General features: G+C 70.8%; 15 protein-coding genes. 10 read left to right on the top strand and 5 right to left on the bottom strand.

What is annotated here, in order from left to right:
• Window positions 1–20 precede the first annotated feature (20 nt).
• From V2J18_RS17755 to V2J18_RS17710, 10 genes are all read left to right on the top strand, one after another.
• On the top strand, window positions 21–1,244 hold the full coding sequence (locus V2J18_RS17755; RefSeq protein WP_336132485.1) for a hypothetical protein: 1,224 nt from the start codon (window positions 21–23) through the stop codon (window positions 1,242–1,244).
• A 682-nt stretch (window positions 1,245–1,926) separates the two neighbouring features.
• On the top strand, window positions 1,927–2,322 hold the full coding sequence (locus tag V2J18_RS17750; RefSeq protein ID WP_064749758.1) for a diacylglycerol kinase: 396 nt from the start codon (window positions 1,927–1,929) through the stop codon (window positions 2,320–2,322).
• A gap of 127 nt (window positions 2,323–2,449) precedes the next feature.
• Window positions 2,450–3,184, top strand: coding sequence for a TerC family protein (locus V2J18_RS17745; RefSeq protein WP_261370216.1), 735 nt, complete (start codon window positions 2,450–2,452; stop codon window positions 3,182–3,184).
• 278 nt (window positions 3,185–3,462) lie between these two features.
• Entirely contained in the window at window positions 3,463–4,080 is a 618-nt protein-coding gene (locus tag V2J18_RS17740) for a LemA family protein (protein ID WP_064749760.1), read from the top strand.
• A 7-nt stretch (window positions 4,081–4,087) separates the two neighbouring features.
• Window positions 4,088–5,017: a TPM domain-containing protein gene (locus tag V2J18_RS17735; RefSeq protein ID WP_336132484.1), complete on the top strand. Its 930-nt coding sequence runs from the start codon at window positions 4,088–4,090 to the stop codon at window positions 5,015–5,017.
• Complete coding sequence (locus V2J18_RS17730) at window positions 5,017–5,511, top strand: TPM domain-containing protein (protein ID WP_336132483.1); 495 nt, start codon at window positions 5,017–5,019, stop codon at window positions 5,509–5,511. The genes V2J18_RS17735 and V2J18_RS17730 overlap by 1 nt, the downstream gene beginning before the upstream one ends.
• A gap of 108 nt (window positions 5,512–5,619) precedes the next feature.
• On the top strand, window positions 5,620–6,513 hold the full coding sequence (lgt, locus tag V2J18_RS17725; protein WP_064748877.1) for a prolipoprotein diacylglyceryl transferase: 894 nt from the start codon (window positions 5,620–5,622) through the stop codon (window positions 6,511–6,513).
• A gap of 2 nt (window positions 6,514–6,515) precedes the next feature.
• The gene (locus V2J18_RS17720; RefSeq protein WP_336132482.1) at window positions 6,516–7,310 is read left to right on the top strand and encodes a thymidylate synthase; all 795 of its coding nucleotides are present in this window, start codon (window positions 6,516–6,518) and stop codon (window positions 7,308–7,310) included.
• A gap of 96 nt (window positions 7,311–7,406) precedes the next feature.
• Window positions 7,407–7,994, top strand: coding sequence for a YqhG/Tai3 family protein (locus V2J18_RS17715; RefSeq protein WP_336132481.1), 588 nt, complete (start codon window positions 7,407–7,409; stop codon window positions 7,992–7,994).
• Window positions 7,995–8,031: 37 nt separating this feature from the next.
• Entirely contained in the window at window positions 8,032–8,538 is a 507-nt protein-coding gene (locus V2J18_RS17710; protein WP_336132480.1) for a dihydrofolate reductase, read from the top strand.
• Between the two features lie 9 nt (window positions 8,539–8,547).
• On the opposite strand, the gene V2J18_RS17705 is transcribed toward V2J18_RS17710, so the two are convergent.
• From V2J18_RS17705 to pdxA, 5 genes are all read right to left on the bottom strand, one after another.
• Window positions 8,548–9,303, bottom strand: a complete 756-nt coding sequence (locus V2J18_RS17705) for a DUF1287 domain-containing protein (RefSeq protein WP_336132479.1) — start codon at window positions 9,301–9,303, stop codon at window positions 8,548–8,550.
• Between the two features lie 7 nt (window positions 9,304–9,310).
• Window positions 9,311–10,180, bottom strand: coding sequence for a symmetrical bis(5'-nucleosyl)-tetraphosphatase (locus V2J18_RS17700; protein WP_336132478.1), 870 nt, complete (start codon window positions 10,178–10,180; stop codon window positions 9,311–9,313).
• Window positions 10,181–10,193: 13 nt separating this feature from the next.
• A complete protein-coding gene (apaG, locus tag V2J18_RS17695) occupies window positions 10,194–10,577 on the bottom strand; it encodes a Co2+/Mg2+ efflux protein ApaG (protein WP_064748880.1) in 384 nt (127 codons plus the stop codon).
• A gap of 209 nt (window positions 10,578–10,786) precedes the next feature.
• The gene (gene rsmA, locus V2J18_RS17690; RefSeq protein ID WP_336132477.1) at window positions 10,787–11,626 is read right to left on the bottom strand and encodes a 16S rRNA (adenine(1518)-N(6)/adenine(1519)-N(6))-dimethyltransferase RsmA; all 840 of its coding nucleotides are present in this window, start codon (window positions 11,624–11,626) and stop codon (window positions 10,787–10,789) included.
• Window positions 11,623–12,612 (bottom strand): 4-hydroxythreonine-4-phosphate dehydrogenase PdxA, encoded by a 990-nt coding sequence (pdxA, locus tag V2J18_RS17685; protein ID WP_336132476.1) that lies wholly within the window; start codon window positions 12,610–12,612, stop codon window positions 11,623–11,625. The genes rsmA and pdxA overlap by 4 nt, the downstream gene beginning before the upstream one ends.
• Window position 12,613 lies beyond the last annotated feature (1 nt).

Raw genomic sequence — 12,613 nt, 5'->3', positions numbered from 1 at the left:
CGACCGGGAACGGAGCGGACATGAGCAAGTGGTGGCTGACGCTGTTGTGGTTGCTGCCGTGGCAGGCGTTCGCGGCTGCGCCCGCGCCGGCCGCTGCGGCGCCGGCGACGACGACGACGACGGTGACGATCCTCGGCGTCGACCACGCCGCGCAATTGGTGTCCGAGCGCGACCGGCCGGCGCTGTTGGACGCTTTCCTCGACCGCATCAGGCCCGACGCGATCTGCATCGAGCGCGCGCCGGAGGCGTTCGCGCGCGGCGATTTCTACGAGTTCACCTACGAAGTGCAGGACGTCGCGGTGCCGTTTGCGCGCCGTCACGGCATCGAGCTGTGCCCGATCGACTGGGAACCGCCGGTCGAAGATCAGAAGCTGGGTTTCGGCCTGGCCCTGGACGCGCCGCCGGAGCTGCGTCCGCTCAAGGGCTTCATGGGGTTTCTGAGTTTCGGCCCGGAAAGCCTGCAGCGCGATTTCTTCCATGCCGACGACCCCGCCCGCCTGAGCAAGGTGCGCGACTGGGCGACGACACCGGCCAAGCGCGCCAGGCACGATCTGCCGCGGCGCCTGTATCTGTACCGCACTTACCTGCAGGCGCAGCGCATCGCCGCGGCAGCGCGCGCGCATCCGGGCGGCACGGTGGTCGTGGTCGTCGGCGAGTTCCACAAGCACGACATCGAAGCGATTCTCGCCGAGGAGCCCGGCCTGCGCCTGGTGCAGCCCTCGTCGCTGGGCCGGCCCGACGCGCGGACGGTCCAGGCGCACGACCGGGTCGAGTACCAGACCGCGATCGCGAGCTTCAATCTGCTCGGCGTGCAGGCGGCGGGCGGGGCGGTGGACTATGCCTATGTCGGCCGCGCGGTGGCGGCGCTGGAAGCCGCCGGCGCCACGCCGCAGGCGCGTCTGTTCCGGGTGCGGCTGGATCTGCTGCAAGGACGGATCGGGCGCAACGCGGCGATCGCGGGCTACCGCGCCATCGCTGGCGAGGCCGGCGAGGCGCGCTTTGCCTGGACCGGGGTCAAGGACGCGGCCCGGGTGGATTCCTGGTTCGATCCGTTCGGCAATCTCGACGTGCGCCGGCGGGCCTTGCTGGAGGCGGCGCGGGAGACGCTGGCGGCCGGCGACGCGGCGGGCGCGGACGAGTTGCTCGAGGCCTGCGTCGCCGGCCTGAGCCCGCGCCAGCGCGAGCAACTGCGCGGCTACTGGCAGCGCGACATCGCCGCTGCGAGACCGCCCGCCCCCTTGTAGGAGCGGCGTAAGCCGCGACCATGGGACGCGCAGAGAAATCAACGCCTTCGCCATTGATCGAAACCCGAAACCGTAGCGCCGGCTTCTAGGGACAAAAGCTCCCAAGCCAAGCTTCCGTCCGCAAGCGGCCGGGTCACTTTCTTTGTCCAAGGCGACAACGTCCTACTGGATTTCCTTCGGTCAAAAAGTAGCCAAAGAAAACGCCATGGCGGTTTCGAATCAAAAGCCACTATGGGGCCTAGCCTGCGCGGGGCTGCTCCGCACCGGCCCTCCCTGGCCCGGCTGCGCACGGCCCGCCTCCCTGCGGGCCGCCCTTCGGGGCTCCAGGGCGTTCTCGCGAGTTCGATGCGGCGCCAAGCTGTTCACGGCGACGGCAAGGGCAAGGGCAAGCGGCTGCGGCCGCCAATGTGATAGCCGTGGCGGCGGCCGGACCGGTCGGTCGCCGCCGCCGCGGTTCCGGCGGTATGCGCCGCGGCTTGGGCCCCAGGCTGCCCGCGGGCCGGCGCCGGCCGCGAGGGCAGGGTCATCGGGCTTGTGGCAAAATCCCCGGCCGTAGCGGCTCCGGCCGCGTCCGCCTGGCCGTCCGGCCTGCCATCGAGATCCCCTGCCATGCCCATCGCTGCGCCGTTCCTGCCCGAACGCCTGTGCTGCCGCAGCACGATCGCGACGACGGAGCGCCGGCGTGGCTGACGAATACGGGCATCTGCCGCGCGGCCCGGGACGGATCCTGAAGGCCGCGACCTGGTCGTTCCAGGGGCTGCGGGCGGCCTGGCTGCACGAATCCTCGTTCCGGCTCGAGGTCTACCTGTTCCTGGTCCTGGCGCCGGTGGGCTGGTACTTCGGCCAGAACGGGGTCGAGCGCTCGCTGCTGATCGGTTCGATCCTGCTGGTGTTGAGCGTGGAGCTGCTCAACTCCGCGGTCGAGGCGGTGATCGAACGCTACGGTCCGGAGTTCCACGAGCTGGCCGGGCGCGCCAAGGACATGGGCTCGGCGGCGGTGTTCGTGCTGTTGATGAACGTGCTGCTGATCTGGGCCGCGATCCTCGGCCCGCGGCTGTGGACTCATCTGATGGGCTGAGCGCCGGGACGGCGCCGGTTCCGTGTTTCCGGCCGCGTCCGCGGCCGCAGGCGTCGCCTCCGCGGCGCGCCGACCGCGGCTCGCCCGCGGGCTTTCCGATATCGACTTTCTTTGAGGTATGCCGCACGTGATTGAATTGCTGACCGATCCGCAAGTCTGGATCACCCTGATCACCCTGAGCGCGATCGAAATCGTGCTCGGCATCGACAACCTGGTGTTCATCTCGATCGCGGTCAGCAAGCTGCCGTTCGACCAGCGCGAGAAAGCGCGCAAGTTCGGCATCGCGGTGGCGTGCATCACCCGCATCGCCCTGCTGCTGACCCTGGCCTGGCTGGCCGGGCTGACCAGCGACCTGTTCCACGTGTTCGGCCAGGGCATTTCGGTGCGCGACCTGGTGCTGATCCTCGGCGGCGCCTTCTTGCTGGTGAAGGGCTCGATGGAGATCAAGGACCTGATCGCCGGCGAGGACGAGTCCGAGGACGTGCACACCAAGCCGGCGGCGTCGTTCATGATGGTGATCGCGCAGATCGCGGTGATCGACATCGTGTTCTCGCTGGACTCGGTGATCGCCGCGGTCGGCATGGCCAACCACACCCCGGTGATGGTCGCCGCGATCCTGCTCGCGGTCGGCGTGATGCTGCTGGCGGCCAAGCCGCTGGGCCATTTCATCGACAACAACCCGACCATCAAGATGCTGGCGCTGGCCTTCATCGTCCTGGTCGGCGTGTACCTGATCGCCGACGGCTTCGAGATCCATATCCCGAAGGGCTACATCTACGGTGCGATGGGCTTCTCGGCCCTGGTCGAGTGCCTGAACCTGTGGGCCCGTCGCCGCGCCACCCTGCGGCTCAGCACCGAATAAACGCCGCCGCGAGCGCGCAGCGTCCCAGCGAAGGCCGGCAAGCGATTGCCGGCCTTCGTCGTTGTGGACGCAGGGCTTGGCGCGCGCTGAGGCGCGAAGTTGCGGCGTTCGCGCCGGCGCCGCAGGCGCAGCGCACCCAGGCGCCGAATGGCGGGCAGCGCGGGGGAGGGGGTAAGTGTGCTTGACCCCTTCGTCCCGGTCGTCACATCGCGTCCATTGCGTCCGCCCGGGGCCGGTGCTGCAATGCGGCCGTCGCCCGTGCAACCAGGAGTCGCGCCATGTTCCGTGCCTTGATCGTGCTCGCGTTGACCGCGCTGCTCAGCGGCTGCGGCTACAACAGCATCCAACAGAAGGACGAAGCGGTGACCGCCGCCTGGTCGCAGGTGCTCAACGTCTACAAGCGCCGCGCCGACCTGGTGCCGAACCTGGTCGCGACCGTGCGCGGCTATGCCAGCCACGAACAGCAGGTGCTGACCCAGGTCACCGAGGCCCGGGCCAAGGTCGGCAGCATCAACGTCAACGCCAACGACCCCGAATCGCTGAAGCAGTTCGAACAGGCCCAGGGCGAGTTGCGCGGCGCGATCGGCCGCCTGCTGGTGGTCAGCGAAAACTATCCGCAGCTCAAGGCGGACCAGAGCTTCCTCAGCCTGCAGACCCAGCTGGAAGGCACCGAGAACCGGATCGCGGTCGAGCGCCAGCGCTACATCGGCGCGGTGCAGGACTACAACACCTACATCCGCCAGTTCCCGACCAACCTGACCGCCAAGCTGTTCGGCTACGCGACCAAGCCCAATTTCACGGTCGAGAACGCGGCCGAGATCCAGCAGGCGCCGAAGGTCGATTTCGGCCAGCCCAGCGCGCCGGCGCAGACCCCGCCGGCCCCGTCGCAGGGCTGAGGCGCCGATGGCGGCATCGGCCGCAATCGCCCGTGGCCGCAGCGCGTTCGCGGCGCTGCTGGTCGGGCTGTGGCTGCTGGTCCTGGCGGCCCTGCCGGGGCCGTTGCGGGCCCAGGCTCTGCAGCCGATTCCGGCGCTGACCTCGCCGGTGGTCGACACCACCGCGACCCTCGACGCCGACGCCCGCGCGCGCCTGGAGGCGCAGGCGCGCGAGCTGCAGCGGCGCAAGGGCAGCCAGCTGCAGGTGCTGATGGTGCCTACCACCGCGCCGGAGGACATCGCCGCCTACGCGGTGCGCGCCTACGAACAGTTCCGCCTGGGCCGCAAGGGCGTCGACGACGGCGTGCTGCTGGTGGTGGCCAAGGACGACCGGCGGGTGCGGATCGAAGTCGGCTACGGCCTGGAGGGCGCGATCACCGACGCCCAGTCCGGCCGCATCATCCAGGAGTACCTGGCGCCGAAGTTCCGCGCCGGCGACTACGCCGGCGGCCTCGCCGACGCCAGCGCGATGCTGGTGCGGCTGATCGACGGCGAGCCGTTGCCGGCGCCGATGGCGTCCGGCCAGGGCGGAGGCGGCGAGGGCGACGACGGCTGGCTGCTGGCGGTGTTCATCGCCGTGTTCGGCGCCCAGTTCGTGCGCGCCTTGCTCGGCCGCCTGCCGGCCCTGCTGCGCGGGGCGATCACCGCCGTGGTGGTCGGCGGCGTCGCCTGGCTGTTGTCGCTGGCGTGGTGGCTGGTCGGGCTGTGCGCCCTGATCGGCCTGTTCGCCGGTCTGCTCGGCAGCGTCGGCGGGCACTACGCCCGCGGCGGCGGCTGGGGCGGCTACGGCGGTGGCTGGGGCGGCGGCGGAGGCGGCTGGGGCGGCGGTGGGGGCGGCGGCGGCTGGTCGGGCGGCGGCGGGTCCAGCGGAGGCGGCGGCGCCTCGGGGAGTTGGTGATGCGTTGGTGGCGGCACCTGTTCGCGCCCTCCTCGCGGCGCCTGTTTCCGGAAGCGAGCCTGCAGCGCATCGCGGCGGCGATCGCCGCCGGCGAGGCGCGCCATCGCGGCCAGGTCTGCTTCGCGGTCGAAGAGCGCTTGCCGTGGCGCGCGCTGTGGGCCGGGCGCGACGCGCGCGCGGCGGCGCGGGCGGCGTTCGCCGGACTCGGCGTGTGGGACACCGCCGGCAACAGCGGCGTGCTGCTGTACCTGTTGCTGGCCGAGCACCGGATCGAAATCGTCGCCGACCGCGGTTACGCGGCGCGGGTCGGCGACGAGCGTTGGCAGGCGGTATGCGAGTCGATCCAGCGCGGCCTGGCCGCCGGCGAGGCCGAGGCGGCGGTGATCGCCGGCATCGCGGCGCTGAGCGAGATCGTCGCCGAACACTTCCCGCGCGGCCCGGCCGATGCGGCGGCGGGCGGCAACGAGCTGCCGGACCGGCCGGTGCTGTTGTAGCGCGCCGCGACGCGGGCGCGCGGTCCGCAGCGGCCGCAACCGGCACCCCGGGTACAGGCCGGCTCGGGCACAATACGGCGGTCATCGTCCCCCGAGCCGTCCCGCCGCATGACCATCCTGCACCAGATCGATCCGATCGCCCTGAGCCTGGGCCCGCTGCAAGTCCACTGGTACGGGATCATGTATCTGCTCGGCTTCGTCACCGCCTGGTGGCTGGGCCGGCAGCGGGTCCGCGCCGGGCGTCTGCCCGGGGTCGGCGAGCAGGCCTATGGCGATCTGCTGTTCTACGCCATGCTCGGCGTCGTGCTCGGCGGGCGCATCGGCTATGTGCTGTTCTACAACTTCGCCGAGCTGGCGAAGGACCCGCTGATGCTGTTCCGGATCTGGGAAGGCGGCATGAGTTTCCACGGCGGCCTGCTCGGCGTGATGGCCGCGGTGCTGTGGTGGTCGCACCGGCACCGCACGCACTTCTTCGACAGCATGGATTTCATCGCCCCGCTGGTGCCGCCCGGGCTGGGCTTCGGCCGGCTCGGCAACTACATCGGCGGCGAGTTGTGGGGCAAGCCCACCGAAGCCGGCTGGGGCGTGATCTTCCCGCGCGCGCCGGAGTTCGCCGGCTGGACCAGCGAGCAGTTGCAGACCCAGTTCGCCGCCGGCGCGCTGGAGCGTTTCGCCCGCCACCCCTCGCAGCTGTACCAGGCGGCGTTGGAAGGCTTGGTCATGTTCCTGGCGCTGTGGTGGTTCTCGCGCAAGCCGCGCCCGCGCTATGCGGTGTCCGGCCTGTTCGCGCTGCTGTACGGCTGCTTCCGCTTCCTGGTCGAGTTCGTGCGCGTGCCCGATGCGCAGATCGGCGACCACGGCTATCTGGCGTTCGGTTGGCTGACCATGGGCCAGGTGCTGAGCACGCCGCTGATCGTGCTCGGCCTGTTCTGGCTGTGGCTGTCGACCCGTTCGCCGACGCTGCAACCGCAGCCGGCCGCGGCCGAACCGGCGAAGGGCTGACCATGCAGCAATATCTCGACCTGCTTCGTCATGTGCTGGAACGCGGCAGCGACAAGTCCGACCGCACCGGCACCGGCACCCGCAGCGTGTTCGGCTGGCAGATGCGCTTCGATCTGAACCAGGGCTTCCCGCTGGTCACGACCAAGAAGCTGCACCTGCGCTCGATCGTGCACGAGCTGCTGTGGTTCCTGAAGGGCGAGACCAACATCGCCTATCTGAAGGAACACAAGGTCAGCATCTGGGACGAGTGGGCCGACGCCGACGGCGAGCTGGGCCCGGTCTACGGCAAGCAGTGGCGGCGCTGGTCCGGCGCCGACGGGGTCGAGGTCGACCAGATCCACTGGGTGGTCGAGGAGATCAAGCGCAATCCCGACTCGCGCCGGCTGATCGTCAGCGCCTGGAACGTGGCCGACCTGCCGCGGATGGCGCTGATGCCCTGCCATGCGCTGTTCCAGTTCTACGTGGTCGACGGCAAGCTCAGCTGCCAGTTGTACCAGCGCAGCGGCGACATCTTCCTCGGCGTGCCGTTCAACATCGCCAGCTACGCCCTGCTGACCCACATGGTCGCGCAGGCCTGCGGCCTGGGCGTGGGCGATTTCGTCCACACCCTCGGCGACGCGCATCTGTACTCGAACCACTTCGAGCAGGCGCGCGAGCAGCTCACGCGCGCGCCGCGCGCGCTGCCGACGCTGAAGCTCAATCCCGGGATCAAGGACGTGTTCGGCTTCGGCTACGACGACATCGCGATCGAAGGCTACGACCCGTGGCCGGCGATCAAGGCGCCGGTCGCGGTCTGAGCCGGCGGCTCGCGCGACTGCGCTACACGCGGTTCGAACCGGCGCCCCAGTAGCGTGAGCGTCACCGGCGCCGTCGGTGGCGCCTTAGGAGACCTCATGCAGCGATACCGTGTTGCCGGCTGGTGCTTTGCGATCTTGTTCGCGTCGATGGCGACCGCATGCGGCTCGGCCGGCGAGCGGCCGCAGCATGCGCCGAGCGCCCGCGCGGCCGACGCCGTGCGCGGCGACAGCGCGCAGGCCGTCGCCGAGGCCTTCTACCGCGTTCATGTCGATATCCGCAGCGGCGGCTTGCCCGACGGCGAGGCCATGCAGCGCTATCGTCCGCTGCTGTCCAAGCGTCTGCTCGGCCTGATCGCCGGCGCCGCGCGCGAACGCGATGCGGCGATCGCCGCGCACCCGGACGAAAAGCCGCCTTTCGTCGACGGCGATCTTTTCTCCAGCCTGTACGAAGGCCCGACCGGTTATCGGATCGGCGCGCGCACGGTGTCGGGGCCGGATCGCGAAAGCTTCGAGATCGAATTGAGTTACCGGGAGTCGCCGTCGAGCGAGGTCAGCCGTTGGACCGACCGCGCGCTGTTGTTGCGCGAAGACGGGCAGTGGAAACTCGACGACATCGAGTACGGCGGGCAATGGGATTTCGCTTCGCGCGGGCGCCTGTCCGAGGCCTTGCGCGGCGGGCGCTGAGGCCGCCGTTCGTCCTTCCGTTACGGAGCCCGTGCGCATGACCCGACTGGTATTGATCGCCGCCCTCGACCGCAAGCTGGCCATCGGCCGCGACAACGCATTGCCGTGGCGGCTGGTCGACGATCTCAAGCGCTTCAAGGCGCTGACCCTGGGCAAGCCGCTGCTGATGGGGCGCAAGACCGCGCTGTCGCTGGGCCGGGCTCTGCCGGGCCGGCGCAACCTGGTGCTGACCCGCTCGGCGCGGGCGCCCTTTCCGGGAATGGAGCCGGTGGATTCGGTCGAGCAGGCCTTGCACGGCGTGCAGGCCGAAGGCGCGCCGGAGCTGTGCGTGATCGGCGGCGGCGAGGTCTATGCCTTGTGCCTGCCGGCCGCGGCGCGACTGCACCTGACCTGGGTCGATACCGAGGTCGAGAACGCCGACGCCTATTTCCCGCGCTTCGATCGCGAAGAATGGCGGGTGACCGCGCGCGAGTCGCATGCGGCCGACGCGCGCAACGAGTTCGCGTTCGAATTCGTCGACTACCTGCGCGTCGGCATGGATTGAGCGTCGGCGCTACGGCGCCGCGGCGGTTTCCGCGCCGGCATCGGCGCGCCGCGCCCAGGCGGCGATGGCGGCCGCCTGCGGCCGATAGCGGCCGGTGATCGGATAGGCGAACAGCAGGTCTTCTTCCTGGGTGCCGCGGCCGATGTTGTGCAGGATCAGCGGCCGGCCGCTCCAGCCGCGCCGCTCGGACACGATGCCGATGTGCGGCAGATTGCCCGGCAGCACCCAGGTCACCAGATCGCCGGGACGGTAGTCGGCCGGGCGATCGCTGGGCGGCAGCGACCAGCGCTGGCGTTCGAACCAGCGTCGCAGGTTCGGCACCCGGCGGTGGTCGATGCTGCGGTCGGTCGCGGTCGCGCCCCACAGCCCGGGGTAGGCGGCGAAGTTCGCGCGCATGTCCTCGTGCACGGCCTGCTGCAGGTCCAGGCCCTGGCTGCGCAGGGCGCGGATCACCACGTCGGTGCAGACGCCGCGGTCGGCGGCGACGTCGCCGCCGGGATAGGCCAGGCGCACGTAGGCCGGGTCGTAGAAACGGGTCACGCCGATCTGCGCGCGGGCCGCTGCGACCCAGGGCGGCGCCGGTCCGGTCGCCGCTGGCGAGAGCCCCGGCCGGGCGCGGACGTCGCCACGCCCCTCGGGGTGCGGCGTCGTATCGGGCGAGCAGGCGGCGAGCAGCGCGACGGCGAGCAGCGCCGTCGCGGCCTGCGCGGCCGAACGGCGCTGCCGCTGCGCAGGGCGACGCCGTCCGTGGCGCGCAGGCGGCATGGACGGCTCAGCCGCCCTGCGGCGGGCGCGGCGGCCGCGGCCGCGGCGGTTGCGCCGGCACGTCGCGGCCGGGCACTTGGACCAGCCGCAGTTCGTCGGTGTCCAACTGCAGCGCGGTGAGCTTGCCGCCCCAGACCGCACCGGTGTCGATCGCGTGCACGCCGTGGCCGATGAACAGCCCCAGGGTGGACCAGTGGCCGCAGACGATCTTGAGATCGCGTTCGGCCCGGCCCGGCACTTCGTACCAGGGGTAGAGGCCGACCGGCTGGGTGCCGGGGCTGCCCTTGTCCTCGAACGCGATCCGGCCGCGCGGCGTGCAATAGCGCAGGCGGGTGAAGACGTTGATGATCGCGCGGTGGCGGTCGATCCCGGCCAGCTTGGGATTCCAGGCCGGGCGATCGCCGTACATGTTCTTGAGCAGGCGCCGGTATTGATCGCCGTGCAGGCGCTCCTCGACCTCGCGCGCATGGCGCTCGGCCATGCCGGTGGTCCATTTCGGCGCCAGGCCGGCGTGGACCATCATCCAGCCGAGCTTGCGGTCGGCGTGGACCAGTTTCTGCATGCGCAGCCAGCCCAGCAGTTCGTTGCGGTCCTCGGCCAGCACGATGCGCTGCAGGTCGGGATTGACCTTGCGCTGCTCTTCCTCGGTGCGCTCGCCGATCGCCAGCAGCGACAGGTCGTGGTTGCCGAGCACGACGATGCTGTTCTGGCGCAGCGAATGCACCAGGCGCAAGGTTTCCAGCGACTGGCCGCCGCGGTTCACCAGATCGCCGCAAAACCAAAGCGTGTCGCGCGCCGGATCGAACGCGATCCGCTCCAGCAGTCGCTGGGTCGCGTCGTAACAGCCTTGCAGGTCGCCGATAGCCCAAACGCTCATAGCCGATCCGCGCTCAGTGCAGGGTGCGCGGAACGGTGAGCGTGAACGCCGGAATCGGCGCGTCGAAACGGGTGCCGTCGTCGGCGACCATCGCGTAGCTGCCTTCCATCGTCCCCAGGCTGGTTTCCAGCACCGCGCCGGAGGTGTACTCGTAATCGTCGCCGGGGCGCAGCCACGGCTGTTCGCCGACCACGCCGTCGCCGCGCACTTCCTGCACCTTGCCGTTGGCGTCGGTGATCACCCAGTGCCGCGACATCAGCCGCGCCGGCACCTTGCCGGCATTGCGGATGTGGATGGTGTAGGCGAAGACATAACGGTCCTGCTCCGGCTCGGACTGGTCGTCCAGATAGCGGGTGGCGACGTCGATGTCGAAGGCGTAGTCGTGACGGTGTTCCATGGCGGCAGTGTAAGCAAAGCAAGGATGAAGCGGTAATGAGTTCGTCCGGCGCGTCCCTGCGATGGACCCGAGCGGGTTGCCCGATCGGAAAATAGCGCGACTGCGGCGGCGCCGCATTATGTGCGTCGGCGCGCGCCGGCCCCGCCCGAGCGGGCGGCGCTCCTGCACCGGAAAAACGGCCGGTTCCTCGCGTTGTGAGAACGCGCGGCTCAGCCGGGTTCGGCCAGGGCCGCGCCGCTGGCGGCGAGCGAGTTGGCCAGGCGGACGAAATCGGCGACCTCGATCTGCTCGGCGCGCGCGTCCGGGCGCAGGCCGGCGGCCTCGATCGCGGCGCCGTCGCAGACCTGCGACAAGGCGTTGCGCAAGGTCTTGCGCCGCTGGCCGAAGGCGTCGCGGACCACCCGCGCGAACAGCGCGTGGTCGGCGATGCCGATTTTCTCCGGCGGATGCGGAATCATCCGCACCACCGCCGAATCGACCTTCGGCGGCGGCCGGAACGCGGCCGGCGGCACGTCGAACAGGGCGATCACCTGGCAATAGGCCTGCAGCATCACGCTGAGCCGGCCGTAGACCTTGCTGCCCGGCACGGCGGCCATGCGGTCGACCACTTCTTTCTGCAGCATGAAGTGCATGTCGACGATCGCCGCGGCGTGCTCCAGGGCATGGAACAGGATCGGCGAGGACAGGTTGTAGGGCAGGTTGCCGACCAGCCGGATCGGCCCGCCGTTGTGGGCCAGGGCGCTGAAATCCACCGTGAGCACGTCGCGGTGGATCACCTCCAGGGTGCCGTGGGCGCGCGCGGTCTCGGTCAGCGGGAAGATCAGGTCGCGGTCGAACTCGATCACGGTCAGTTCGCCGTGGCGATCCAGCAGCGGGAAGGTGATCGCGCCCTGGCCGGGGCCGATCTCGACCAGGCGGTCGCCGGGCTTGGGGTCGACGGCGTGCACGATCATGCCGATGACGCCGGCGTCGTGCAGGAAGTGCTGGCCGAGGTGTTTTTTCGCTTCGGGCTTGAAGCCCTTGGCATGGGTCTTGGCCGTGCCGGTCATGGCGTGGCTCCGGTCTGGCGGCGGGTGCGCGCGATGCGCGCGCAGGCGGTGGCGGCGGCGATCAGGCTGGACGGGTCGGCCAGGCCGCGGCCGGCCAGGTCGAGCGCGGTGCCGTGATCGACCGCGACGCGCGGATAGGGTAGGCCCAGGGTCAGGTTCACGGCGTGTTCGAAGCCGCTGTATTTGAGCACCGGCAGGCCCTGGTCGTGGTACATGGCCAAGACCGCGTCGTAGCCGCGCAGCTTGGCCGGCAGGAAGGCGGTGTCGGCCGGCAGCGGGCCGATCAGGTTCAGGCCTTCGCCGCGCAGGCGTTCCAGCAGCGGCTCGATCACCTCGATCTCCTCCCGCCCCAGATGCCCGGCCTCGCCGGCGTGCGGGTTCAGGCCGAGCACGGCGATGGCCGGCCGCGTCAGGCCGAAATCGCGGCGCAGGGCGGCGTCGAGGATGCGCAGGGTGCGCGCCAGCGGTTCGGGCCGGATCGCGTCGGCGACCTGGCGCAGGGGCAGGTGGGTGGTCGCCAGGGCGACCCGGACGACGGCGTTGGCGAGCATCATCACCACCTCGCAGCCGGCCTGTTCGGCCAGCAGCTCGGTGGTGCCGGTGTAGGCGATGCCGCCCTGGTTGATCGCGGCCTTGTGCACCGGGCCGGTGACGATGCCGTCCAGGCGCCCGTCCAGGCAGGCCTGGGCGGCGTCGCGCAGGGCCTGGATCACGGCCGCGGCGTTGGCCGGCTCGGGGGTGCCGAAGGCCGGCAGCACGGGGTTGGGGATTTCGACCACGGCCACTTCGCCCGGCGCCCGCGAGGGACGGTCCGGGGGCAACAGGGTCAGGGGCAGGGCGAGGGCGTCGGCCGCGGCGCGCAGGCTGCGCGGGTCGGCGTAGGCGATCAGGTCGTAGTCGCGCGGTTGCTGCAGCAGCCGCACGCACAGCTCCGGCCCGACGCCGGCCGGCTCGCCCGGCACCAGCGCGAGCCGGGGCGGGGTCACG

The sequence above is a fragment of the Lysobacter firmicutimachus genome (assembly GCF_037027445.1).
Lineage (GTDB): Bacteria > Pseudomonadota > Gammaproteobacteria > Xanthomonadales > Xanthomonadaceae > Lysobacter > Lysobacter firmicutimachus.
This window is presented reverse-complemented; position numbering and strand designations above follow the sequence as displayed.